22 protein-coding genes are annotated in these 23,139 nt (G+C 62.0%); 11 read left to right on the top strand and 11 right to left on the bottom strand.

All coding sequences use genetic code 11. The features are described 5' to 3' along the window. Positions 1-74: 74 nt before the first annotated feature. On the bottom strand, positions 75-689 hold the full coding sequence (locus tag ATK23_RS06940; RefSeq protein ID WP_066144439.1) for a class I SAM-dependent methyltransferase: 615 nt from the start codon (positions 687-689) through the stop codon (positions 75-77). Between the two features lie 154 nt (positions 690-843). Here ATK23_RS06940 and ATK23_RS06935 point away from each other — a divergent pair, with 154 nt between their 5' ends. The 7 genes from ATK23_RS06935 (at position 844) to ATK23_RS06905 (ending at position 6,210) form a co-directional block, all read left to right on the top strand. After that, positions 844-1,698 (top strand): phosphotransferase, encoded by an 855-nt coding sequence (locus ATK23_RS06935; RefSeq protein ID WP_066144442.1) that lies wholly within the window; start codon positions 844-846, stop codon positions 1,696-1,698. A gap of 169 nt (positions 1,699-1,867) precedes the next feature. After that, entirely contained in the window at positions 1,868-3,835 is a 1,968-nt protein-coding gene (gene dxs / locus ATK23_RS06930; RefSeq protein WP_066144520.1) for a 1-deoxy-D-xylulose-5-phosphate synthase, read from the top strand. Continuing rightward, positions 3,832-4,422 carry a DUF402 domain-containing protein gene (locus ATK23_RS06925; protein WP_066144445.1) on the top strand — a complete coding sequence of 197 codons (591 nt, stop codon included), beginning with the start codon at positions 3,832-3,834 and terminating at the stop codon, positions 4,420-4,422. Before dxs ends, ATK23_RS06925 begins: the two co-directional genes overlap by 4 nt. Before the next feature lie 55 nt (positions 4,423-4,477). Beyond that, complete coding sequence (locus tag ATK23_RS06920; RefSeq protein ID WP_066144447.1) at positions 4,478-5,047, top strand: hypothetical protein; 570 nt, start codon at positions 4,478-4,480, stop codon at positions 5,045-5,047. A gap of 6 nt (positions 5,048-5,053) precedes the next feature. Further along, a complete protein-coding gene (locus ATK23_RS06915; RefSeq protein WP_066144449.1) occupies positions 5,054-5,545 on the top strand; it encodes a GNAT family N-acetyltransferase in 492 nt (163 codons plus the stop codon). A gap of 21 nt (positions 5,546-5,566) precedes the next feature. Beyond that, a complete protein-coding gene (locus tag ATK23_RS06910; RefSeq protein WP_157066441.1) occupies positions 5,567-5,902 on the top strand; it encodes a hypothetical protein in 336 nt (111 codons plus the stop codon). Positions 5,903-5,904: 2 nt separating this feature from the next. Then, positions 5,905-6,210 (top strand): hypothetical protein, encoded by a 306-nt coding sequence (locus tag ATK23_RS06905; RefSeq protein ID WP_066144454.1) that lies wholly within the window; start codon positions 5,905-5,907, stop codon positions 6,208-6,210. A gap of 129 nt (positions 6,211-6,339) precedes the next feature. On the opposite strand, the gene argG is transcribed toward ATK23_RS06905, so the two are convergent. Then, positions 6,340-7,767 carry an argininosuccinate synthase gene (gene argG, locus ATK23_RS06900; RefSeq protein WP_038991851.1) on the bottom strand — a complete coding sequence of 476 codons (1,428 nt, stop codon included), beginning with the start codon at positions 7,765-7,767 and terminating at the stop codon, positions 6,340-6,342. A gap of 135 nt (positions 7,768-7,902) precedes the next feature. Here argG and ATK23_RS06895 point away from each other — a divergent pair, with 135 nt between their 5' ends. After that, positions 7,903-8,877 carry an aldo/keto reductase gene (locus tag ATK23_RS06895; RefSeq protein ID WP_066144457.1) on the top strand — a complete coding sequence of 325 codons (975 nt, stop codon included), beginning with the start codon at positions 7,903-7,905 and terminating at the stop codon, positions 8,875-8,877. Positions 8,878-8,950: 73 nt separating this feature from the next. On the opposite strand, the gene ATK23_RS06890 is transcribed toward ATK23_RS06895, so the two are convergent. Then, positions 8,951-9,424, bottom strand: coding sequence for a Rieske (2Fe-2S) protein (locus ATK23_RS06890; protein ID WP_038991849.1), 474 nt, complete (start codon positions 9,422-9,424; stop codon positions 8,951-8,953). A gap of 998 nt (positions 9,425-10,422) precedes the next feature. Here ATK23_RS06890 and ATK23_RS06885 point away from each other — a divergent pair. Further along, positions 10,423-12,114 carry a sodium:solute symporter family protein gene (locus ATK23_RS06885; protein WP_066144462.1) on the top strand — a complete coding sequence of 564 codons (1,692 nt, stop codon included), beginning with the start codon at positions 10,423-10,425 and terminating at the stop codon, positions 12,112-12,114. After that, complete coding sequence (locus ATK23_RS16525; RefSeq protein ID WP_038991847.1) at positions 12,114-12,245, top strand: putative transporter small subunit; 132 nt, start codon at positions 12,114-12,116, stop codon at positions 12,243-12,245. The genes ATK23_RS06885 and ATK23_RS16525 overlap by 1 nt, the downstream gene beginning before the upstream one ends. Positions 12,246-12,430: 185 nt before the next feature. Here the strand turns inward: ATK23_RS16525 and ATK23_RS06880 are convergent, their stop codons facing one another. The 8 genes from ATK23_RS06880 to msrB form a co-directional block, all read right to left on the bottom strand. After that, complete coding sequence (locus ATK23_RS06880; protein ID WP_066144467.1) at positions 12,431-14,554, bottom strand: 3-hydroxyacyl-CoA dehydrogenase NAD-binding domain-containing protein; 2,124 nt, start codon at positions 14,552-14,554, stop codon at positions 12,431-12,433. Positions 14,555-14,564: 10 nt separating this feature from the next. Continuing rightward, a complete protein-coding gene (locus ATK23_RS06875; RefSeq protein ID WP_174520625.1) occupies positions 14,565-15,815 on the bottom strand; it encodes a thiolase family protein in 1,251 nt (416 codons plus the stop codon). 159 nt (positions 15,816-15,974) lie between these two features. Next, a complete protein-coding gene (locus ATK23_RS06870) occupies positions 15,975-17,225 on the bottom strand; it encodes a ribonuclease D (protein ID WP_066144470.1) in 1,251 nt (416 codons plus the stop codon). A 46-nt stretch (positions 17,226-17,271) separates the two neighbouring features. After that, positions 17,272-17,910, bottom strand: a complete 639-nt coding sequence (locus ATK23_RS06865; RefSeq protein ID WP_066144472.1) for a DUF3000 domain-containing protein — start codon at positions 17,908-17,910, stop codon at positions 17,272-17,274. Between the two features lie 61 nt (positions 17,911-17,971). Further along, complete coding sequence (locus ATK23_RS06860) at positions 17,972-19,033, bottom strand: threonine aldolase family protein (protein ID WP_066144475.1); 1,062 nt, start codon at positions 19,031-19,033, stop codon at positions 17,972-17,974. Positions 19,034-19,114: 81 nt separating this feature from the next. Beyond that, on the bottom strand, positions 19,115-19,819 hold the full coding sequence (locus ATK23_RS06855; protein ID WP_233125264.1) for an SDR family NAD(P)-dependent oxidoreductase: 705 nt from the start codon (positions 19,817-19,819) through the stop codon (positions 19,115-19,117). A gap of 22 nt (positions 19,820-19,841) precedes the next feature. After that, entirely contained in the window at positions 19,842-21,227 is a 1,386-nt protein-coding gene (locus ATK23_RS06850) for a DUF6421 family protein (RefSeq protein ID WP_066144527.1), read from the bottom strand. A gap of 150 nt (positions 21,228-21,377) precedes the next feature. Beyond that, a complete protein-coding gene (msrB, locus tag ATK23_RS06845; RefSeq protein ID WP_066144478.1) occupies positions 21,378-21,821 on the bottom strand; it encodes a peptide-methionine (R)-S-oxide reductase MsrB in 444 nt (147 codons plus the stop codon). A gap of 62 nt (positions 21,822-21,883) precedes the next feature. Between msrB and ATK23_RS06840 the strand changes: the two genes are divergently transcribed. Next, complete coding sequence (locus ATK23_RS06840) at positions 21,884-23,107, top strand: alpha/beta hydrolase family protein (protein WP_066144481.1); 1,224 nt, start codon at positions 21,884-21,886, stop codon at positions 23,105-23,107. The last annotated feature ends 32 nt before the right edge of the window (positions 23,108-23,139 follow it).

Here is a 23,139-nt window from a genome sequence, read left to right as displayed (position 1 = left end):
AAGCGAATCTCTAAGTAGCTCCGCATCGCGGGAAAACCTGAGACCCAAGGCAATTGCCTTGGGTCTCAGGTCGCTTAAGAAAGCTTTTGCGCGCTCAGATGGCCATGGGTGCGGGCAGCAGGCCGGGAGCGGGTGCCCACTTCGAGCACGCCAAAGCCCGACTGTTCCAGGAGCTCGCCCAGCTGCGCCGGCGGCCAGTACCATGCCGGGGCAACCTGATGGCCAAAGGCTTCCGGCTGGTCCCCGGCAAAGAAGCCGAGCAGCAGCTTTCCCGCGGGTTGGAGCACGCGGGCCAACTCATCCAAGATGGGTGGAAGATCTGACGGGGGAACATGGATCACCGAATACCAGGAGAGCACCCCGGAAAACTGCTCGCCGTCGAATGGCAGGTGCGCCAGATCGGCGCGCAGGAAATCGGGTTGCTGGAAGGTGCGCCGTGCGAAGTCCAAGAACTCCGGCACCAAGTCGACGCCGGTGGACGGCCGATTGCCATCGGCAATGAACTGCGTCCAATGCCCGGGACCGCAGCCAGCGTCCAGGACTGGTCCGTGCAGCTTTGCGGCCCACGCCGCAATCAGTTCCCGGTCCTCAGCCTCCGCCTGCTCCGGTGAACCGAACATATCGATATACGCCTCGGCCACCTGCGAGTAACGAGCGGCGGTTTGGCCTGAGCGTTGCGATGCTTCCATGCGACAAGCCTAGCGAGCCGCAGGGGCCTGGAGAACAAACCTTGCTAGGCTCAGGAAAAATACCAGTCATGGAGGGCAGCATGGTAGAACTCTCGGTAAAATGCCCGTTGCAGCCTCAGGCTGGGCCTCGCAACGCCCGGCAGGGAGCGTACCGATGACTAGGCTAAACCTTGATGCCTTGGTGCCAGCAGCCCAGGCACAGCAAATACGGCAGTGGCTGGGTGACGTCGAGGTTGTAGCCGACATGTCGTGGAATCTTGGCGACACCAAAGTGCTGCACCTGCAGGCGGGGATGAAGCACGTCGTGGCCAAGACCGGGGGAGAAGAGAACCACCACATAGTGCGTGAGCTGCTGGCGCACCGCCGCTACACGGGGCCGCTGATAGAAGCCGGGAAAGCGGCCAAGCTGCTGCACGCCAGCGATTCCTTGCGCTTGATGATTCTGGACTTCCAGCCAGGCGAGCTCAGTGCGGGCAGCGAATATGAATTCGACCCGGAGTTCCATCGTCAGGCCGGCGCGGCGCTGAAGCTGCTGCATTCGCAAGCGCAATGCCTGGATCCCGGCTATGAAGCTCGGCTGACGCAGAAGTTTCTCGTGCTCCTGGAACGCGAACATCGGATCGAGCCAGCGGCTTGCCGGCAGATCGAGCAGATGCTCAGAAGCTATGAACCGCAACCAGCCGTCTTGGTGCCGACCCACGGGGATTGGCAACCGCGCAATTGGCTGGCCGATCAAGGCGAACTGCGAGTTATCGACTTCGGCCGCTTCGAATTCCGCCCAGCTGCCAGCGACCTGGCCCGGCTGGCAGTCCAGCAGTGGAGGGTGCGTCCAGATTTGGAAGCCGCTTTTCTCCAGGGATATGGCCACGATCCACGGGAAGGCGAAGCCTGGCGGATCATGCAATTGCGCGAGGGACTTGGAACGGCAGTCTGGGCTCACCAAGTTGGCGACAGGGACTTTGAAGCCCAGGGGCTCCAAATGCTGGCTGAAACCCTGACGCAGGCATGAACCAGCCGCAGCGCATGTCCTGAACCGCCAGGGTAGTGAACGTCATTGCCGGGAAATTAGCACCAGCAGGAACGTTGGCGGATAATGAAAGAAGCCTTGGACGCGGTAAACTGGGTATTTCGCATGGGCTTTCCAGCCTATTGTCGGCGAATTTGTGAAGGGGATGAACGTGTCTTTACTGAAGACCATCAAGAAACCAAGCGACCTGCGGGCGCTTACCCTTGAACAGCTCGGCGACTTGGCAGAGGAAATCCGCAGTTTCCTCATCGACAATGTCGCACGGACCGGCGGGCATCTGGGCCCGAACCTCGGCGTGATCGAATTGACCCTGGGCATCCACCGCGTATTCGATTCCCCCACTGATTCCATCGTCTTCGACACGGGGCACCAGTCGTACGTGCACAAGCTGGTGACCGGACGCCAGAACTTCGAGACCCTGCGCCAGCAAGGCGGCCTGTCCGGCTACCCCGACCGCGGTGAATCGGAACACGACGTTGTCGAGTCCTCCCATGCCTCCTCTTCGTTGTCATGGATTGACGGCATTTCCCGCGCGAACAAGTTGATGAATCACAATGACCGCTACGCCGTGGCGCTGGTCGGCGATGGCGCCCTGACCGGCGGCATGGCCTGGGAAGCGGTCAACAACATCGCTGCCGACAAGGACCGCAAAGCGGTCATCGTGGTCAACGACAACGGCCGCTCCTACGCCCCGACCATCGGCGGCCTGGCCAACCAGCTTTCCGGCCTGCGCCAGCAGCTGGACAAGTTCCGCACCCACCCCGCGTACGAGAACGCCATGGACAAGCTCAAAGTCAAGCTTAAGGGCTCGGGTCCCATCGGCGACTTCACCTACAAGTCTCTGCATGCCACCAAGAAGGGCATCAAGGACTGGTGGGCTCCGCAGGGATTGTTCGAAGACCTTGGCCTGAAGTACATCGGCCCGATCGATGGGCACAACCAGCGTGCCGTAGAAGAGGCGCTGCAGCAGGCGAAGCAGTACGCCGGCCCGGTGCTGGTCCACGCCCTGACCGAGAAGGGCCATGGGTACGCCCCGGCCCGCGCCGATGAGGCTGACCAGTTCCACGCGGTTGGCGTAATCGATCCGGTCACCGGACTGCCAGTGTCCAAGCCCAGTGCGCAAAGCTGGACGAGCGTCTTCGGCGAGGAAATCGCCGCCGTGGCCAATGAGCGCGAGGACATCGTGGCGATCACCGGTGCCATGCTGCAGCCGGTGGGCCTGAAGCAGATGTCCCAGGAGCACCCCGACCGCGTGATCGACGTTGGCATCGCCGAACAGCACGCCATGACCACCGCGGCAGGCCTTGCCTTCGGTGGCCTGCATCCTGTCGTCTGCGTCTACGCGACCTTCTTGAACCGCGCCTTCGACCAGCTGCTGATGGACGTGGCCCTGCATAAGGCCGGCGTCACCATTGTGCTGGATCGTGCAGGAGTCACCGGCCCGGACGGTGCCAGCCACCATGGCATGTGGGATATGGCGCTGACCCAGATCGTGCCCAACCTGCACCTGGCCGCACCGCGCGATGCGGACCGCCTGCGCGAAGAACTGCGCGAAGCCCTGGATATCGACGATGCGCCGAGCGTCGTGCGGTTCTCCAAGGGCTCGGTGGGAGAGCCGGTGGAAGCCGTGGATCGCCTGCCTGATGGCGTGGACGTGCTGGCCCGGCTGGGGGACCGGTCGGCGCCGGATGTCCTGATCGTTTCGGTCGGTGCCATGAGCGAGCTGTCGCTGGATGTTGCCCAGCGCCTGAACAGCCAGGGTGTGTCGGTCACCGTCGTCGACCCGCGCTGGGTTCTGCCGATGCCGAAGTCGGTGATTTCCCTGGCTGCCCGCCACCGCATCGTGGTGTGCATTGAGGACGGCGTGCGTGCCGGAGGCGTCGGTTCGCGCCTGCGCACCGAGATGCGTGCCGCAGGGGTGGACACCGCGTTGAACGAAGTGGGCCTGCCTACGGAATTCTTGGCTCACGGCACCCGTGGAGAGGTGCTTGAACGCGTCGGATTGACCGCCAAGCAGGTAGCCCGCGATACGCTCGCACAGGTGCTCGGTACCAAGGTGCCTTTCGCCCGCCCGCTGCCTGGCCAGGACCTTCCCACCGGACAGATCCCGAAGCTGTGAGCACCTTGAGAGGTTGCCCGGCAGATCTGCCCCGCAGCCCTGAGAACATCGGCTTCGGCGCGCTCGTTGTCGCGCGCGCGTGGAAGTTCGACGGGAGTCCGCACTGGGTTGTCCCGGGCTTCTACCTTGGACAGGACGAATTCGGCCACTGGCTGCATCAGCCAGCCGGTTCCCTGGTCGCCCGTCCAGGAACCGCCCACCTGGCTGCCACCAACGCGTTGTGCCTGATCCCGCATCGTGGAGACTGGGTCGCCACGATGTATTCGGATGCCTCAGAAGATTTCGATGTCTACATTGACCTGTCCAGCAATGTCGGTTGGTTGCAGATGAAACGTGACGCGTGGGAAATCAACTCCATTGACCTGGATCTGGATGTCATCCGTTCCCGGAGCAAAGGCACGTTCCTTGATGACGAGGACGAGTTCGCAGAGCACTCGGTGTCGATGGGATATCCGCAAAAGCTCCAGGATTCAGTTCGCGATACCAGCGAGAAGCTCTTGGAATCCGTGGCGGAGAATTCGCCTCCGTTCAACCATGCACATCGGGAATCATGGTTAGCTAAAGTCGCGGACCTCGCGACAGCCTGAAGCTGTCCAAGAATTTCATACTTGAATGATTCACTGACCTGAAAAGGGAAAACCTATGGCGATTGTTCGCACCTACCGTTTGGATGAGAAGAACGTACTGCATTTCCGCGAAGCGTGGTTCCAGCAGTTCGAGGACGAAGAACTGGGCCAGTTCGTGATCAACCACGGCTCCGTTGGCCATATGTCGCAAACCAGCGATGTGCAGGACGTCGACAACGATCGCGCGGACGAGTTGTTCGCCGGCTTCATGGAAGCCTGTGCAGAAGCTGGCTACAAGGAAATTGAAGCGGAAGACCAGTCGTGGGTGATCGTCCAGTATGCGCTGAAGTCGGCCAACGGCACCGAGCGTGACCACTACCTTGAAAAGAAAGCCAAGGAAGCATTGACCGGCCACCTGGCATGGCGCGGACTGGGCACCGTGGAGTCCAGCGATTTCGGCAACCGCAAGCTGAACATCAGGGTACTCTCTCCAGCGCCAAAACTGGCAGTTGCGGCGATCAAGACGTGCATCCGCGAAGCGAAGCTGGACTTCACCAAGATGAGCATCGGCGTCGCACCCTACGCTGAAGTGAACAAGCTGAAGATGGCCCACCCAATGCCGTCAAAGCCCATGTCCATCGACTAGCCGCAGATGGGACTGGGCATTCCCGCGCCGCAACCGATGCGGGCAGTGGACTACCCGGCCATCCGCAGGCTGTCCCAAAGCTTGGGGCGCCATGCAGAACCTGAACTGTGGGGGAACGGAGAGCGCCAGCTGGTCATCAAGAACCTGGATGGCCAACTGCTTGGCTGGTCCCGTGCCCATTGGTGGGAACCAGCTGATGCAACAGCTCCAGCTGGTTATTACCTGGCTGGGATCGAGGTCGACCGCGGATGCCGGCATCGGGGAGTGGGTCGGAGCCTGACGGAAGCACGGCTGGACTGGATTGCCCAGCGCGCTTCGAGCGCATGGTGCGTGGTCAATGCGCAGAACGCCGCGTCATTGGCGCTCCACCGCTCCCTGGGCTTCGAGGAAGTGGCCCAGGCTGCGCAGCTGGGTACCGTGGTTTTCAGCGGCGGCAGCGGCGTGCTGCTGTCCAAGGATTTGGTGTCTTCGCGCAGTGCAGCGAAGGCGCAGGTTTGAACGAGCAGGATACAAGGAGAAATGATTCCACAAGAAGACCGGGACGAAACCCCTGGCGCTCAGCGTAAGGCGCCGCGGATGGGCGCAACCCGCACACCGCTGCACCTGGTGTTCCAGGCCTGCGTTGGCGTCATTATCGGCATCGGCATCACCTCGCTGTTCTCCGGGGCCGGCCCCGCGCAGCTGGCTCTGGCTGGCGTCATCGTGGTGATCGCAGCCTGGATCGTCGAGCAGGGTTTCCGCCTGCCAGCACCGAACACCACTTCCGGCGCCCGGATCCGGCTGGTGCTGCGCCTGGTCTCGCTGGTCGGCTTCACCATCGCGGTCAGCCCGCTGCTGCCGCTGATCGAAGCCTAGCTGTGGCCGTCGAGCGGGCCAAGCCCCGCCGCACCCTGAAAGCGATGCTGTGGCCGGCCGCCCAGGTGCTGATCGGCTTTTCCGCGGGGCTCGCGCTGGCCAAGACGATGTCGCTTCCCGAGGAGCAGATCGCGTTGATCGGCACCGTGATCACGCTGGTCACCTGGCTGGCGGAGGAAGCGGTCACGCTCCCGGCGGAGGACACCCGGCTCGGGGCGGCCTTGCACGGCACCCTCAGGTTCCTCGCGCTGGTCGGATTCATCATGGCCCTGCAGTCCCTGGCGACGCTCAACGGGCTGACCTCCTAAACCCCGCCGCGCTGCAACCCTGCGCGCAGGCCGCGCAGCGGTCCAGGCAACAAAAAAGCTCGGGCGGATGGTTCCATTCAAGGAAGCATCCGCCCGAGCTCTTAGCGTTCAACGCCGGGGCGTCAGAGCCTAGTCGGTGCCTGCGTCGAAGGCAGCAGACTCGATAGCGCGGTCGGTAGCCAGATCGTCGCTGTCGACCTGGGTAGCGTTCACGATCGCGTCGGCTCCGCCGGCTTCCAGCGAGCCGACCAGCTTGGCGGTGGTGCCGCCGACCAGTCCCATGTTGGCGTACTGTTCCAGGCGGCCTCGGGAGTCGGCGATGTCCAGGTTGCGCATGGTCAGCTGTCCGATGCGGTCAACCGGGCCGAAGGCTGCATCGCCTACGCGCTCCATGGACAGCTTGTCCGGGTGGTAGCTCAGGTTCTCGCCCTCGGTGTTGAGGATGGTGTAGTCGTCGCCGCGGCGCAAGCGGATGGTCACGGTACCGGTGATGGCCGAGCCGACCCAGCGCTGCAGCGATTCGCGCAGCATCAGGGCCTGCGGGTCCAGCCAGCGGCCTTCGTACATCAGGCGGCCCAGGCGGCGGCCTTCGTTGTGGTAGCTGGCCACGGTGTCTTCGTTGTGGATCGCGTTGACCAGGCGTTCGTAGGCGATGTACAGCAGCGCCATTGCAGGTGCTTCGTAGATGCCGCGGGACTTGGCCTCGATGATGCGGTTCTCGATCTGGTCGCTCATGCCCAAGCCATGGCGCCCACCGATGATGTTTGCCTCGTTGACCAGGGCCACCGGATCGGTGAATTCCTTGCCATTGATGGCCACCGGGCGGCCGGCGACGAAGGAAATCGAAACGTCTTCGGTCTTGATCTCGACGTTTTCGTCCCAGTACTTCACGCCCATGATCGGCTCAACGGATTCGATGGAGCTGTCGAGCAGTTCCAGGGTCTTCGCCTCATGTGTCGCGCCCCAGATATTGGCGTCGGTCGAGTAGGCCTTTTCAGCCGAGTCGCGGTATGGGAAACCGTGTTCCTGCAGCCATTCGGACATTTCCTGGCGGCCGCCGAGTTCTGCAACGAAGTTCGGATCCAGCCATGGCTTGTAGATGCGCAGCTTCGGGTTGGCCATCAAACCGTAGCGGTAGAAGCGCTCGATGTCGTTGCCCTTGTAGGTCGAACCGTCGCCCCAGACGTCCACGCCATCTTCGCGCATGGCGCGAACCAGCAGGGTGCCGGTGACGGCGCGGCCCAGCGGGGTGGTGTTGAAGTACGTCTTGCCGCCGGTGCGGATGTGGAAAGCGCCGCAGGCGAGTGCTGCGAAGCCTTCTTCAACCAAGGCAGGCTTGCAATCAACCAGGCGGGAGTTCTCTGCACCGTACTCCAGCGCACGGCCGGGTACTGCATCGATATCTGGCTCGTCGTACTGGCCGAGGTCGCCAGTGTAGGTGTAAGGAATGGCGCCCTTGTCGCGCATCCAGGCTACTGCGACCGAGGTGTCGAGGCCACCGGAGAACGCGATACCGACGCGCTCGCCTACAGGGAGATTGGTAAGAACTTTAGACATGTCTCCATCCTAATGGATAAATATGCAATGCAGTGAATTGTGCCGTGAAATGTTGAGCACATGTACCTACCAGATAGCCTAGGGGTATAACGTCGCTCAGTGAAGCGGATGAGCAAACCAACAGATGAGGTGTCCATGGAATTCCGTCAGCTAGGCCGCAGCGGCCTGAGCGTTTCCGTCGTCGGGCTAGGCTGCAACAACCTTGGCCGCGCAGGTACTGCAACGGAATCCCAGGAAGGAACCGACGCAGTGATCAAGGCGGCCCTCGATGCGGGCATCACGCTCTTCGACGTCGCGGACATCTATGGCAAGGAACCGGGGCTTTCCGAAATCCGCCTCGGCAGGGCGCTGGGTCCTGCACGCAAGGACATCGTGCTGGCCACCAAGTTCGGCATGGATATGCAGGGCGTGAACGGACCAGACTTCAACGCACGAGGCTCGCGCCGCTATATTGTCAGAGCGGTCGAAGCGTCGCTCAAGCGACTGGGAACTGACTACATCGACCTGTACCAATTCCATACGCCGGATGCGAAGACCCCTATTGAGGAAACTTTGCGGGCCCTGGATGATCTGGTGTCTAGTGGCAAGGTTCGCTATATCGGCCATTCGAATCGCTCCGGCTGGCAAATTGCCCAGGCGGAGTACGTCGCCCGTGAGTTGGGAACCGAACGCTTCATTTCGGCGCAGAACCACTACAACCTGATTGACCGCCGCGCGGAACTCGAAGTGCTGCCGGCTGCTCGTGAATTCGACCTGGGTGTTTTGCCTTATTTCCCGCTCGCGAACGGGCTGCTGACCGGCAAGTACTCCAAGGGGCACGCCCCGGAGGGCACCCGCCTGACGCATGCGCGCCAGCACCTGGTGGAAACCAGCGACTTCGAGCAGCTGGACCGGTTCAATGCCTTCGCTGCCGAACGGGATCTGACGCCGGTCGAATTGGCGTTCTCGTGGCTGGCCGGGCAGTCGCCTGTGGCCTCGGTGATTGCGGGCGCTACTCGTCCCGGGCAGATACGCGCCAACGCCGCTGCCGTGCGCTGGGTTCCGACGGAGACCGAGCGGGCCCAGATGGACGAGCTCTTCCCGGCTCCGGAAAAGGTTGCCTTGTTCTAGCGGCATCTGGGCCAAGCGCGAAGGGCTGAACCCTGTGGGGTTCAGCCCTTCGCGCTTGATTAGAGCTGGGAAACTACTCTGCGGCGGTGACGTAGGCGATGATGTCGTCGCCTTGAATTGCCGCAGCGTATCGTGGCAAGGCAGCGATAGCTGGACCATCGGTTACGGTTCCGTCAGCGGGTGCAAATCGTGAGCCGTGGCAGGCGCAGTAGAAATCTTCTTTGCTGGATTTAGGGGTTACCGCGCAACCCTGATGGGTGCAAACGTTCGAGTACGCCAATACGGTCTTCTCATCCTTGCGGAAAAGCAGAATGCCGACATCCTTTCCGGACGGATCCTTGGCCGGTGCCAAGGCGCGTGATCCAACGGGCAGATCCTTCGTCTTCATGAGCGCCTGTCCTTCGCCGGTTGGTTCCGGGATCGGCAATGCCTCGGGGGTGTCTGCTTCAGAATGTCCATCACCGCAGGCGGTCAGAAGAGCGGCGGAGCCAAGTGCTGCCGAAGCGCACATGAACGTGCGGCGGGCTGGTCGGGCAATGTCAGTCATGATCCCATTCTGGCAGAGATCTCTGTGCTGGCGCTAAGTGCCGAACGCCCGTGCTTGGTGATCGCCGCGTTCGTGGAATGCAACCGGCAAAGGCGCTGTTCATTTGCCGTTCACCAACCCGGCTATCGAACCTTATGCATATTTATGCATCGGCGTCGAATTCACAGCGTGGGCCGTTGGGGGCCGGTCTCGTTGGATGCGGCTTGAGCCCTGGGTTCTGCCCATGGTTAGTAATCTAGGTGGGGTTTTACCTGCGCGTGGAGCTTCGTCGCAATGCCGACTTGCAGTTGGGCTGGAAGTGGCCAAATCTAGATATTTTCCTGCTGAGATTTTCCTGTTTTCGTGCGCGCCGTTACGCGCGAATGAACGCCGTCTGGTAATTGATGCAGGAGATGGATTGATTTGAATGGCTTGGTTCGCGCTTGGCGGGCTGGTCGGCTGGCTCACTGCCTGGCGGCTGATAGTTCGGATATCTTTGCATTCATGCTAATATTTGGATAGCTAGTTGAAGCTAACATTTTCGGAGAGTGCTTTAACTGTTCACCTGTCAGGCATATTGACGCCGACCGAGATACTCCGCGCGGTGATCGCGTGTTGAGTTCCAGGTAGCAGTCCTCCGATGGAAAACAGGCGGTATTCGCCAATGCGAATGCCACGCCTGTTACTGACCCGAAGCGCCGTTACGCGCAAGGCTGGATAGCCGCAAGCGAGATGCAGGCGAGCCAGGGGTCTGGATTCACGTTGTGAAGCCAAAACACCAGGTTCTGGAGTGAATCCAGAAGGTGGTGTTCCCCGTTACCAGGGATGAACGATACGAATGAGAAACGAACGAAACTTGAGTGTAGGGAAGTGATTCATGGGCCCAGGGGCTTGTGCGCGTCAGCTGAAATTTACCCCTTGCGATGACATCTCGCGGGAAGACGTGCAGGACAAGTCGCCGGTTGAGCAAATAGCTCCCGGCGCGGATCTCATCACTGTCTAAAAGAGGGAGGTGGCGCGTGGATAACGAAATCGTGCAATTCAGCGCCCTAACTGTTGTCTTGCTTTTGGTGCTCTTCTACGGAGGAACCTTTTTAATTTCCACCCGGATCGGGAAAAAGAAGGAAAACGCCGACGATTACATGACGGCGGGAAATAAAATCGGATTCGGCATTTCTGCTGCGAGTATGACCGCGACGTGGATTTGGGCTTCGTCGATGTATGCCTCGGCCACGTCCGGCTACACCTACGGAATCTCCGGCCCCATCCACTACGGTCTCTGGGGTGCGTTGATGATTCTGTTCATCTACCCATTCGGCAAGCGGATCCGCAAGGTCGCGCCACGCGCGCACACCCTCGCCGAGGTCATGCACGCACGCCACGGCCGCTCCAGCCAGCTGATGCTAGCCGGATCCAATATTGTCGGTTCGGTCATCTCCCTGATGTCCAACTTCATTGCCGGCGGCGTATTGATCTCGATGCTCTCGCCCTTCAACTTCATCCAGGGCGTGCTGGCCGTCGCCGGTGGCGTTCTGCTCTACACCCTGTGGTCCGGGTTCCGTGCTTCGGTGCTGACCGACTTTCTCCAGGTCGTTGCGATGCTCGGCGCCGTGGCGATTATCGTGCCAGTCATCTTCTTTGCCGCAGGCTTTCCGGCCGCGTTCGAAACCGGCGCAAGCAACCTGACCCCGCAGCAGTCCAACTTCTTCTCTTCCGAAGCATTCCTGGGCCAGGGCGCACCGTATATTGCCGCGGTACTGGCCTACGCAATCGGCAACCAGACCATTGCCCAGCGTCTGTTCGCAGTGCGCGAGGACCTGATCAAGCCGACGTTCATCACCGCAACCGTCGGATACGGCGCGATGGTCATCGGCGTGGGCATGCTCGGTGTGCTGGCACTGTACCTCGGATTCGAGCCATCCGGTGGCGACATGAACAACCTCATTCCTGAGATGGCAGCCAGCTACCTGCCCGGTGTTCTGCTGGCGCTGTTCTTCATCATGATTATTGGTGCGCTGTCGTCCACAGCCGACTCTGACTTGGCGGCGCTGTCTTCGATCATGATGGCTGACGTATACGGGCAGAACGTCGCCGGCAAGGACAAGGCTGATCCGAAGAAGATGCTGCTCATTGGGCGTGCGACCATGGTCGTCGCCACGGCCCTGGCAGTCGCTTTCGCGAGCATGCAGCTGAATATTCTGGACCTGCTGGTCTTCGTTGGTGCCCTTTGGGGCGCACTGGTATTCCCGGTTTTGGCCAGCTTCTACTGGAAGAAGGTCACGAACAAGGCCTTCACCGTCTCGGTACTGGTTGCCCTGGCGATCTTCATCCCGGTTCGCTTCGAACTGATCCCAATCAACGGCATCACCGGATTCCTGATCGAGTTGCTCGCGGTGATTGGCATCGGCGTGGTCCTGGCATTGATGAGTTTCGGCTTCTTCGGCCTGCGCGTCGCCAAGATTGTCGGAGTCGTGGCAATCCTGGTCAGCGCTCCGTTCGCCTTCGGTTTCCTCCGCGATTACACCACCTTGAGCGCGTCGCTGGTGGCCTATTCGGTCAGTACCATCGTCTGCTACCTCATGTCCTTCAGATCCAAGATGGAATTCGACTTCGATGTGATCGCGATACGCACCGGCGACTTCGACGTAGTTGAGGCGCAAGCCGAAACCGCAGAAGCCGGACGCGACGCACAGAGCCTGGGAGGCAAATAATGACGGCGTTTTTCTTGAGCCTGTATGTGCTGGTATGGCCAGCGATCGTAGCAGGAGTGCTGTTCTTCATCAGCAGGGGTTTCATCCAGGAATGGCTGGAAGCCCGTCGCAACGGCGAGGACATCATCTAGCTGCTAGCAGGCGCAGCTCCTCAGAACGCGCGAACCCCGTACAGCGGATCCAGCTGTACGGGGTTCGCCCATGTTCAAGGCAGCAAGGAGCCGAGACCAGCTTCCCGATGGGGAAGAGTCTCAGCTCCTTGCCTGGTTCCAGCGCCCAGGGAAAAGCGATGCAACCAAAAACGGCCGGTTGGGTACTAGCCGTTGAACTTCTTGCCGTTGACGCGTTCGGAGGCGCCAACCTGGTCAAGATACGGGGTTATGCCGCCCAGGTGCATCGGCCAGCCGGCACCGGTGATCATGCACAGGTCAACGTCGGCGGCTTCGGCAACGACGCCTTCATCCAGCAGAAGTCCGATTTCTTCGGCCAGCGCGTCCTGGACACGGGCCAGGATCTGTTCTCCGGTCGAGGGATGATCGCCGAAGGACATCAGCTTTTCAGCTTCAGGGTTGAGCACCTGGTTGCCTGCCTCGTCCTTGACCCAGAGGGTTGTGATCTTTGCATCTATCAGCTTCTGCAGATTCTCCGAGATGGTGAAGCGATCGCCGAAAGCGGCGTTCAGCGACTCGTTGACGTGCTGCGCGACCGGCAGGCCCACCATTGCCAACAGGGTCAGCGGGGTCATCGGCAGGCCCATTGGGGCCAGTGCCGAGTCAGCTGTCTTCGCGTCGGTGCCCTCATCGAAAGCTGCCTGGACTTCGCTCATCAGGCGAAGCAGTACGCGGTTGACCACGAACGCGGCGGAATCCTTGGTTTTCACCGCGGTCTTCTTCAGCTTCTTGCCCAGCACGAACGCGGTGGACAGCGCGGAATCGCTGGTCCATTCGGTAGCGGCGATTTCCAGCAGCGGCATCACCGCGACCGGGTTGAAGAAGTGGAAGCCGACCAGGCGTTCTGGGTGCTCAAGGTCGCGGCCCATCTCGGCGACCGAGAGCGAGGAAGTGTTGGTGGCCAGGATGCACTCGGGGGAGACCACGGCTTCAACCTCTGCGAAAACCTGCTTCTTCACGCTCAGTTCTTCGAAGACTGCCTCGATGACGAAATCGGCATCGGCGAATGCCTCCTTGGTGACCGAGCCGGTAACCAGGGCCTTGGTGCGGTTCACCGCATCCTGGCTCATCCGGCCCTTGGCGTGCAGCTTGTCGATCTCGCCGTGGATGTAGGCCAGTCCCTTGTCCACCCGCGATTGATCCAGATCGGTGATCACCACCGGCACGTTCAGCCGGCGGACGAACAGCAGGGCCAGCTGGCTGGCCATCAGGCCGGCGCCGACGACGCCCACCTTGGTGACCGGGCGGGCGAGCTTGGGATCCGGTGCGCCAGCCGGACGCTTTCCGCGCTTCTGGACCAGGTCCAGGAAGGCGTACACGGTGTTCTGGAACTGCGGGGTGCGCATCAGCCCGGTCAATGCCTCGACCTCAAGGGCGGCCGACTCCTGCTGCGAGATGGCCAGGCCCCGGCGGAAGACCTCCAGCACCTTGTACGGCGCGGGGGCCGCGCCGGAAAGCTTTGCGTCGACGAACTTCTCGGCGGCATCGGCCGCCTCAAGCCAGCGGCGGGCAACTTCGGGATCGCTGGGGTCAACGGCGTTGGGGCGCTTGACCTCGGTGGTTCCGGAGATGACGCCGTCAGCGAAGGCAATTGAATGCTCGATGAAGTCGGCCGATTCGAATAGGGCATCGGCAACGCCCATCTTCGCGGCGGCCGGACCGGAGAGCGTACGGTTGTTGTTCAGCGGGTTCTCGATCATGACCTTCAGCGCGTTCTCCGGACCGACCAGGCGTGGCAGGCGGTAGACGCCGGCCCAACCCGGGATCAGGCCGAGGAAGCCTTCCGGCAAGCCCAGTGCGCCGGCGGTGGTGCTGACCGTGCGGTAGTTACAGGCCAGTGCGATTTCCAGGCCGCCGCCGAGCGCCAGGCCGTTGATGAAGGCGAAGGTGGGGACGCCCAAATCGGCAAGCAGCTCATAGGTGTAATGGCCCAGCGAAGCCATGGCCGTGGCCTGGCTTGGTTCGCTCAGGCGGGTGACGGCCGACAGGTCGGCGCCGGCGATCAGGAAGAATGGCTTGCCGGTGATCGCCAGTGCGTGGATCTCGCCGTTCTTCGCGCGTTCTGCCTGGACTTCAAGCGCAGCGCGCAATTCCAGCAGGCCGTTGGGCCCGAGCGTAGTCGGCTTCTTGTGGTCCAGCCCGTTGTCCAGGGTCAGCAGCGCCATGGTCTTGCCGCTGGGCAGTGCCACATCCTTCACGTAGGAGTGGGTGACGGTCTCGTCGTGCATCAGCTGCGCGACAGCCTGGAAATCTTTGCTCAATGCAGTCATTGTCTCTTCCTTATGCCTTGCTGCCGAAGTCCGAGTGGTTTGGATTTTCCCAGATCACTGTGCCGCCCATGCCCAGGCCGATGCACATCGTGGTGATGCCGTAGCGCACCGAGTGGTCCTCGGAGAACTGGCGGGCCAGCTGGGACATCAGGCGCACGCCGGAGGAGGCCAGCGGGTGGCCCACCGCGATGGCCCCGCCGTAGCGGTTCACCCGCTCATCGTCTTGGTCGATTCCGTAGTAGTCGAGGAAGGAGAGCACCTGGACGGCGAAGGCCTCGTTGATTTCGAACAGGCCGATGTCGTTGATGTCCAGGCCGGCCTTGGCCAGGGCTTTTTCGGTGGACGGAACCGGTCCGTAGCCCATCACATCCGGTTCCACGCCGGAGAAGGCGAAGGAGACCATGCGCATCTTCGGTTCCAAGCCCAGTTCGCGCACTGCGGCGCCACTGGCCAGCAGGGCGGCGGTGGCGCCGTCGTTCAGGCCGGCTGCGTTGCCTGCGGTCACGCGTCCGTGGGCGCGGAATGGGGTGCGCAATTCGGCCAGCGATTCCATGGTGGTTCCCGGCCGCGGAGGTTCGTCAACCGTGTTCACGGCCCAGCCTTCGCCCGGGCGCTTGGCGGCCACGGGGATCAGGTCTGCCTGGATCTGCTGGTTCTCGTAGGCCTTGGCCAGCTTTGCCTGGGATGCGACGGCGTAGCGGTCGGCGCGTTCCTTGGTGATCGCCGGGAAGCGGTCGTGCAGGTTCTCTGCGGTATTGCCCATGTTCAATGCCTGAGGGTCGACGATGCGCTCGGAGAGAAAACGCGGGTTCGGGTCGGCTCCGGCGCCCATGGGGTGGTTGCCCATGTGCTCCACGCCGCCGGCGACGACAACGTCGTAGGCGCCGAAGGCGATGCCGCCTGCGGTCGCGGTCACCGCTGTCATGGCCCCGGCACACATGCGGTCGATGGCGAAGCCGGGCACGGACTGGGGGATGCCGGAGAGCAGGCCGACGGTGCGGCCCAAGGTCAGGCCCTGGTCGCCGGTCTGCGTGGTTGCGGCGATGGAGATTTCGTCGATTTTCTCGGCGGGTACTTCAGGGTTGCGTTCCAGCAGGCCGCGTACCGCCTTGACGGCAAGGTCATCGGCGCGGGTACCGTGGTAGATTCCCTTGTCGCCGGCTTTGCCGAACGGGGTGCGTACCCCGTCGATGAAGACGACATCGCGGTCGTCGAGCGATGGGTGCGCGCTGTTGCGCACGGTCGAAGCGTTGGCAGTCACCGTCGGGCTCCTTGCGTTGGTTCATGCTGCCCGTGGAGTACAGGGCAGTGGCCAGCATCACTGTGACCTGAACCATACGTTACTCAGGAGTAACTTGAAGTGCAAGTTGCCGATCCCCGCGAATCGGTGAACCTTCGGCGAATTACTCTGCGGATCCGCTCAGGCCTGCTTCAATGCCGCGGCCAGCTTGTCCGAAAGCAGTTCACGCTGCCATTGGCGGGCACCGAGGTTTTCCAGCATGTCCGCCACACTGGCTTCGCTGATCCGCGCCGGTGCATTCCAGCACACCTCGCGCAGGTACTTGGGAGTCACCAGATTCTCGCCGGGAATGTTCCACTGCTCGCTCACGTCATTGACCACTTGCTTGGCAGCTTCCAAGCGGTTCGCGGCATCAGGGTTCTTCTCGGCCCAGGAGCGGGGGTGCGGCAGACCGTTTTTGGGTGCCCGCAGATCGGGCAGGTCGCGGGTGCTGTTGCCGCGCTGGATGGCATCGACCCAGCGCGCGGCATCGCGCTTGGCATTGCGTGTGTGGAACCCCGGAATCTGCAAGAGCGCCGGAACGCTGGTGGCGCGCTGCTCCACAGCTGCCATGATGGCGCGATCCGGGATCAGCCGGCCTGGGGCCACGTCGCGGCTCTGGGCCAGGGATTCGCGCGAGATCCACAGTTCGCGGGCTACCGCGAGGTTGCGGCGGCTCTTGAGCTTATGGATGCCGGATAATTTCCGCCACGGCGTTTCTGCCGGGACAGGGTCGGGCAACGTGCGCTCATGCTCGAATTCCTGTCGGGCGAACTCCAGCTTGCCCTGCTCTTCGAGCACCTGGGCGATGGCCTGGCGCAGCTCTTCGAGGACTTCCACATCCAGCGCGGCGTAATTAAGCCACGATTCGGGTAGCGGGCGGGTGGACCAGTCGACGGCCGAATGCTCCTTGGCCAACTGCAGCCCGAGCAATTCGCCGACCATCGTGCCCAGGGAAACTCTGGGGAATCCTGCGAGGCGGCCAGCCATCTCGGTGTCGAACAGCGAGGTCGGTGACATGCCCAATTCATGCAGGCAGGGCAAATCCTGGGTGGCGGCATGCAGGATCCAGGGCTGCTGGTTGACGAACTCGCGCAGCGGCGCCAAGTCATCCAAGGTCTCCGGATCGATCAGCCATGTTCCTGAGCCGTCTCGGCGGATCTGCAGCAGGAAGGCGCGCTGGCCATAGCGGAACCCGCTGGCTCTTTCGGTATCCACGGCCAAGTCGCCGGTGCCCGCTTCCAAGGCACGTACTGCACGGCGCAACGCTGGTGCGGTGTCGATGACTTCGGGGATCCCGTCGCGCGGTGCGGCCAGCGGTGTCAGAACCGGCGCGGCAGCCTCTGCGGCGGGAGTGGATGATGCGGGAGCGGAAGAGTCAGAATTCGGCATGATGCTTCCATTCTAGGACTAATCGGCGCCACCGCAGCGATGATCGCTAGCTCAGGCGGCGGTGGGGCAGTTGCTGCACACCTTCGGGCAAGGGCGGCAGTCCGGCAAAAGTGCAGACCATATCTGCCCACGCGCTCAGGTGCGCGCCTAGATGATCCGAGTCCGGCGACCATGAAGCGCGCAGCTCGATATCGATGTGGTCTTGTTCCCCGGCTAGGTTGCCGAAGGACTCGGAAATCACGCGGGTCGCGGTGCCGCCTGCTGAATGGTAGGCGGCGTCGCGCTCGCGCAGAGCTTCTTCGAGCCACGACCACGCGACCGAAGCCAGCATGGAATCCTGGCCCATTTCATGATCCAGCCGGGCGCGAATATAGGTGACGATGCGGAACTGGCCATTCCATAGCTCTTGGCCCGCCGGGTCGAAAAGGAGAATGAAGCGACCGGTGGCAAGCTGCTCGGCTGGTTGCAGGAACGGGGTGCGGCCGATTTCCTGGCTCTGGGGTCCGTGTCCGGGGGCAACCACATCCATCACATCGCCGCTGAGCGCCAGCGCGAAAGGAGCCAGCCTGCCGGGGGCCGGGATTTCGGTGAATTTCAGTTCCTTGCGCACCTTGGCATGCGACAACTCGTCAAGGGCCTTGGCAAAGGCCTTCGGAATGGCGGAAGCAGGGCGATCATTGGTCACAATTTGAGTCTAAGCGTGCCGTACCCGCGCATGGGTACGGCACGCCGACCGGGACTGCATGCTATGCGGCGGCGTAGGCGCCCATCAGCTCGCGCAGCTTCGCGATGAACGCGGCAACATCTACCTCGGTGGTGTCGAAAGAGCACATCCAGCGCACCTGGCCGGCCGCGCGGTCCCAGTCGTAGAAGCGGAAGTGCTCGCGCAGCTGATCGCTGACTTCGGTAGGCAGCTGGGCGAAGACGCCGTTGGCCTGGGTGGGGTAGACCAGCTGGACGCCATCAATTTCCTCGACTGCCTGCGAGAGCTTGGCGGCCATGGCATTGGAATGGCTCGCCAATTCGCGCCACAGATCGGTGCCGTAGAGCTCGATCAGCTGGGCGGAGATGAAACGCATTTTGGAACCCAGCTGCATGTTCATCTTGCGCAGGTACTTCAGATCCTTGGCCAGCTCGCTGCGCAGGGTCAGGATGCCCTCGCCGAGCAGGATGCCGTTCTTGGTGCCTCCGAGCGAGACGATATCCACGCCGGCATCCGTGGTCAGCGCGCGCAGCGGAACGCCCAGGGATGCCGCGGCGTTGGACAGGCGCGAGCCATCCAGATGCACCTTCATGCCCAGCTTGTGCGCGTGGTCGGTGATGGCCTTGATCTCCTCGGGCGTGTACAGCGTGCCCAGCTCGGTGGCCTGGGTGATCGACACGGCCAGCGGCTGCGCGCGGTGCTCGTCGCCCCAGCCCCATGCTTCTTGGTCGATCAGCTCCGGGGTGAGCTTGCCGTCCGGGGTATCCACCTGCAGCAGCTTGAAGCCGCCGATGCGCTCGGGCGCACCGTTCTCGTCCACATTGATATGCGCCGACGATGCGCAAATGACCGCGCCCCAGCGCGGCAGCAATGACTGCAGCGCGATGACGTTGGCACCGGTGCCATTGAACACCGGGAAGATCTGGGCTTCGGGGCCAAAAGTATTGCGGGCGACGTTGCCCAGTTCCTCGGTGTACTGGTCTTCGCCGTAGGAAATCTGGTGGCCGCCATTGGCGCGGGCAATGGCATCCATGATCCGCGGGTGCACGCCCGAGTAGTTATCCGAAGCGAATCCGCGAACCGAAGCGTCGTGGGTAAAAGTCATGCTGAGGTGGTCCTTAGTGGTTCAAGGGGTGAAGTGGTGTGCGATGCCAGGTCGCGCCTGGGTGCGTGTCCTGGCCAATCATCAGGCCTTGGGCAAGGCGATGCGGGCGCCATTGAACTCGCCGGCATCCTGCTCCAGCAGGTCCACGGCTGCCTGGGCGAGGAATTGCACCGGGGTATGCCCGGAAGGGGCTTCCTCAGGTGACTTGTCGCTCAATGCCTTGACGACCCAACTCACTGCGGCGGCGTTTTCGGCCTGCTTGGCGAACAGGCGGGCGATCGCATTGACCCAATGCTCCGCGGCGGCCTTGATGGCTCCGTAGTTGGCATTGGACGGGGTCGGGTTCAGCACCGCTTCGGCGCTCACGATGGCCAAGCGTCCTGCGGGGGAAGAGACCAGATCATCGACGAACGCGCGGGAAGTGTTGCGCAGGGTGGTCAGCACGCTGTGGTGCAGGAACTCCCAGTCCTCGTCACTTTGCCCGGTGATGGATTTGCCGCCGCGCCAGCCGCCAACCAGATGGATCAGCGCATCGATGCTGCCGTGCTCTTCATGGACCTGCAGCGCCAGTTGCTTGACGGCGGCGAAGTCGCCCAGATCGCATTCATAGCGTGCATGGACGAACGGCAGGCGCTCATCGAGCCGGTCTTGGTTGCTTCCTACCGCAAGCACCCGCGCTCCGGCATCAACCAGCGCGGTGGCGCTGGCAATGCCGGAGGCGGAAGTAGCGCCGGCAAGGAGCACTAATTTGGATGTCTCGTTCAAGGAGATGCTTTCTCTGCTCACATTTTCCAGCCTAGAGGAAAGGCTAGATTTTCGTTGCCCCGGTCATGCCCTTGGTCGATTCGATGACGGAGGCCATCTTCTTGTTCAGTGCTTCATAGAACATCGACAGCGGGAATTCGTCGTCCATGACCTGGTCCGTGATTTCGCGCAGCGGTGCGGTCAGCGGCAGGGCCTCGGGGCCCTTGGCCCAGACCGAAGCGGGGTTCGGGGTGACGGTGGCGGAAACCAGTTCGTAGGCTGCAAGCCAGTGAGCCAGCTTCGGGCGGTCGATGGACTTCCAGTACAGTTCGTCGATCGCATCCCCCAAGGCTGCAACCACTTCGGGCACCTGATCCCAGTCAATGCTCAGCTTGGTGTCGGTCCAGTGCAGCACATGGTGCTGGTGCATCCAGGCGAACAGCAGCTGGCCGCCGAGGCCGTCGTAGTTGCGCACGCGCGAGCCGGTGATGGCGAAGCGGAAGATGCGGTCGAAGATCACCGCGTACTGCACGAGCTTGGCCATCTTGGCGCTTTTCTCATCCGAATCCGGATTCGCGGCGATCTTCATGCATTCGCGGAACGCGGTCAAATCGCAACGCAATTCCTCCAGAGAGTACAGGAAGAAGGGCATGCGCTGCTTGATCATGAACGGATCGAACGGCAGGTCGCCACGCATGTGGGTGCGGTCGTGGATCAGGTCCCACATGATGAAGGTTTCTTCGGTCAGGTGCTGGTCCTTGAGCAGCTCTGCTGCGTCCGCAGGCAACTCGAGGTTGGTGATGCGGCTGGCTTCCTGAAGGACCTTGCGGAAGCGCACTGCTTCACGATCCTGGAAGATTGCGCCCCAGGTGAATGACGGGGTCTCGCGGATCGCTACGGACTCCGGGAAGAGCACGGCGGAATTGGTGTTGTAGCCTTCGGTGAAGTCGATGAAGCGCAGCGGCACGAACAGCGCGTTGGTGTAGTCCTTGGCTTCCAGGTCGGCGATGAACTCGGGCCACATCACCTGCACCAGTACAGCTTCGAGGTGGCGGTTGGTCGAGCCGTTCTGCGTGTACATCGGGAAAAGCACCAGGTGCAGCAGCCCATCGATGCGCTGGGTCTGCGGCTGGAACTGCATCAGCGAATCGAGGAAGTCGGGCACGCCGAAGCCGGCATCGGCCCACTGGCGCAGATCCGCGACCAGCTGCTCGAGGTATTCGGCATCGTGCTCGAAGTGCGGGCGCAGGGACTGCACCGACTCGATGATGGAATCAACGAGTTCGACGGCCTTCGGTGCGAAAGCGCTATCGGCCAAGGAACCGTCCTGAGCCTGCAGTCCCTGGAACTCGGTGGCGGCAGACTTCAGCTTCAGCCAAGCTTGCGAGTTTGCGATCTGCAGTACTTCTGCGTCGGTGGCCGGTACTGGCTTGGAGGAAATCTGAGTCATTTCATACACCTTCTTTTTCATGTTTGGGGAAGCGTTCAAGTGCTTACCTTGAACGCTACGCCCAAACAACAGAAAAGGTGATGCTAAGACCTTAGTGAATAAGCAACTCTTGCTCTAAATGTGATCCACGCCTTGCCACCGTCAAGGGCATTAGCCCTGGGCCGGGCGCAGGGTCAGGCTCAAGGAGTTCATGCAGTAACGCAAATCAGTCGGGGTCTTGAATCCTTCGCCCTCGAAAACGTGGCCCATGTGCGAATCGCAATTGGCGCAGCGCACCTCAACTCGCTTCATGCCCAGGGACTCATCGCTGATGTAGCGCACCCGGTCCTCGGCCAAAGGCGCGAAGAAGGAGGGCCAGCCGCAGCCGGCATCGAATTTCGTGGTGCTCGCGAACAGTTCCGAACCGCAGGCCCGGCAGGAATACACGCCCTCGGTCGTGGTATCCCAGTACTCGCCGGTGAAGGGGCGCTCGGTCCCGGCTTGGCGCAGTACATGGAATTCCTCGGGAGAGAGGATCTTCTGCCACTGCACATCGCTGCGCGCGGCCGCCTCGTCTGGTGACGTTGCTGATTGGTTTACCGATTCATCGCTCATGCAATATAAAACGCTTGAGCAGGCTGGATGATTCCCGGGCCTGCTCATGGAAAGATGAAAACATGGCTCGGAACATCGTAGATACCTTGCAACCCCGCAGCGCAGTGCCTGCAACCCTGATTGGGGTGGGACTGGGACTGGGCGCCGGTTCCTTGGTCGCCGCCAGCGTCTCAGCGCTCGCCGGATACTTCGCCCGACGCGTAGTGACCCCGGAAGAACGCCGCACCGGCAACAGCATCATTCGTGAAGTCGTTACCGATGCCGAGGGCAAGCTCTGGCTCCATTTCACCAAGGACTCCGATACCAGCGAACCCGGGCCCTGCAGTTTCCTGACAGAATTCGATTCCTGCGCCCTGCGGCTTTCCGCGCCGGAACCGGTACCGGGCAAGCCCCGGCTGGTGGCGCGCAAGATCGAGAAAGTCTACCACGGCACCCTCCAAGGGGTGCGCCGCGGCAACCTGTCCGGTGCCATCCACGAGCATCCCTCCGATCTGGGCTTCGATGCCGAAGATGTCGTGGTGCCGTTGGAAGGGGGAGACGGGCCGGCCTGGCTGGTGCGCGGCTCCGCCAACGAGGACATCTGGGTAATTGGCGTGCACGGCCGCGGTGCCCGGCGCAATGAGACCATCCGTGCGCTGCCTGCCTTGGGCGAACTCGGGGTCACCACGTTGCTGATGAGCTACCGCAATGACGGCTTGGCTCCCGGCGCGCCGGATGGACGCTATGGTCTGGGTGATACCGAATGGCATGACGTGGAAGCGGGCATCCAATTCGCACTGGATAACGGAGCGAAGCGGATCATCCTGATGGGCTGGTCCATGGGCGGCGCCATCAGCCTGCAAACCGCCGATCGAAGCGAGCTCGCCCGCCATATCGATTCACTCATTCTGGTTGGCCCGGTCATCAATTGGGTCGATGTGCTTTCGCATCAGGCTCGGGCCAACAAGATCCCGCAATCCGTGGGCCTGTTCGGCCAGTGGCTGCTGTCCAACAAGGCGGGACGCTGGGTGACCGGACAAGCGGCGCCAGTCAATTTGCGCCGGCTGAATTGGGTGGAGCGTGCGGATGAATTGAAGCTGCCAACGCTGATCATGCACAGCCGTGATGACGAATTCGTGCCCAACGGCCCGAGCCTGAAGCTGGCGGCGCTGCGACCGGACCTGGTCACGCTCAAGACATTTTCCAAAGCCGGGCACACCCGGGAACCGAATGTGGATCCGCAGGGTTTCGCGCAAGCGATTACCGGTTTCCTGGGCAAGCGCATGGCATTGCTCGAAATCATTTAGCCGCAGATAGCCAAGGGCCCTGTCCGCGAGAT

Source organism: Glutamicibacter nicotianae (assembly GCF_002797775.1).
Classification (GTDB): domain Bacteria; phylum Actinomycetota; class Actinomycetes; order Actinomycetales; family Micrococcaceae; genus Glutamicibacter; species Glutamicibacter nicotianae.
Note: the sequence above shows the minus strand (reverse complement) of the source record. Positions and strands in the feature narration are given on the sequence as shown.

Coding starts and splice junctions, on each gene's coding strand:
- ATK23_RS06895 (WP_066144457.1), top strand. CDS start 7,903: ATGGAATTCCGTCAGCTAGGCCGCAGCGGCCTGAGCGTTTCCGTCGTC.
- argG (WP_038991851.1), bottom strand. CDS start 7,767: ATGTCTAAAGTTCTTACCAATCTCCCTGTAGGCGAGCGCGTCGGTATC.
- ATK23_RS16525 (WP_038991847.1), top strand. CDS start 12,114: ATGACGGCGTTTTTCTTGAGCCTGTATGTGCTGGTATGGCCAGCGATC.
- ATK23_RS06840 (WP_066144481.1), top strand. CDS start 21,884: ATGGCTCGGAACATCGTAGATACCTTGCAACCCCGCAGCGCAGTGCCT.
- ATK23_RS06870 (WP_066144470.1), bottom strand. CDS start 17,225: ATGCCGAATTCTGACTCTTCCGCTCCCGCATCATCCACTCCCGCCGCA.
- msrB (WP_066144478.1), bottom strand. CDS start 21,821: ATGAGCGATGAATCGGTAAACCAATCAGCAACGTCACCAGACGAGGCG.
- ATK23_RS06910 (WP_157066441.1), top strand. CDS start 5,567: ATGATTCCACAAGAAGACCGGGACGAAACCCCTGGCGCTCAGCGTAAG.
- ATK23_RS06890 (WP_038991849.1), bottom strand. CDS start 9,424: ATGACTGACATTGCCCGACCAGCCCGCCGCACGTTCATGTGCGCTTCG.
- ATK23_RS06915 (WP_066144449.1), top strand. CDS start 5,054: ATGGGACTGGGCATTCCCGCGCCGCAACCGATGCGGGCAGTGGACTAC.
- ATK23_RS06860 (WP_066144475.1), bottom strand. CDS start 19,033: ATGACTTTTACCCACGACGCTTCGGTTCGCGGATTCGCTTCGGATAAC.
- ATK23_RS06880 (WP_066144467.1), bottom strand. CDS start 14,554: ATGACTGCATTGAGCAAAGATTTCCAGGCTGTCGCGCAGCTGATGCAC.
- ATK23_RS06920 (WP_066144447.1), top strand. CDS start 4,478: ATGGCGATTGTTCGCACCTACCGTTTGGATGAGAAGAACGTACTGCAT.
- ATK23_RS06850 (WP_066144527.1), bottom strand. CDS start 21,227: ATGACTCAGATTTCCTCCAAGCCAGTACCGGCCACCGACGCAGAAGTA.
- ATK23_RS06935 (WP_066144442.1), top strand. CDS start 844: ATGACTAGGCTAAACCTTGATGCCTTGGTGCCAGCAGCCCAGGCACAG.
- ATK23_RS06940 (WP_066144439.1), bottom strand. CDS start 689: ATGGAAGCATCGCAACGCTCAGGCCAAACCGCCGCTCGTTACTCGCAG.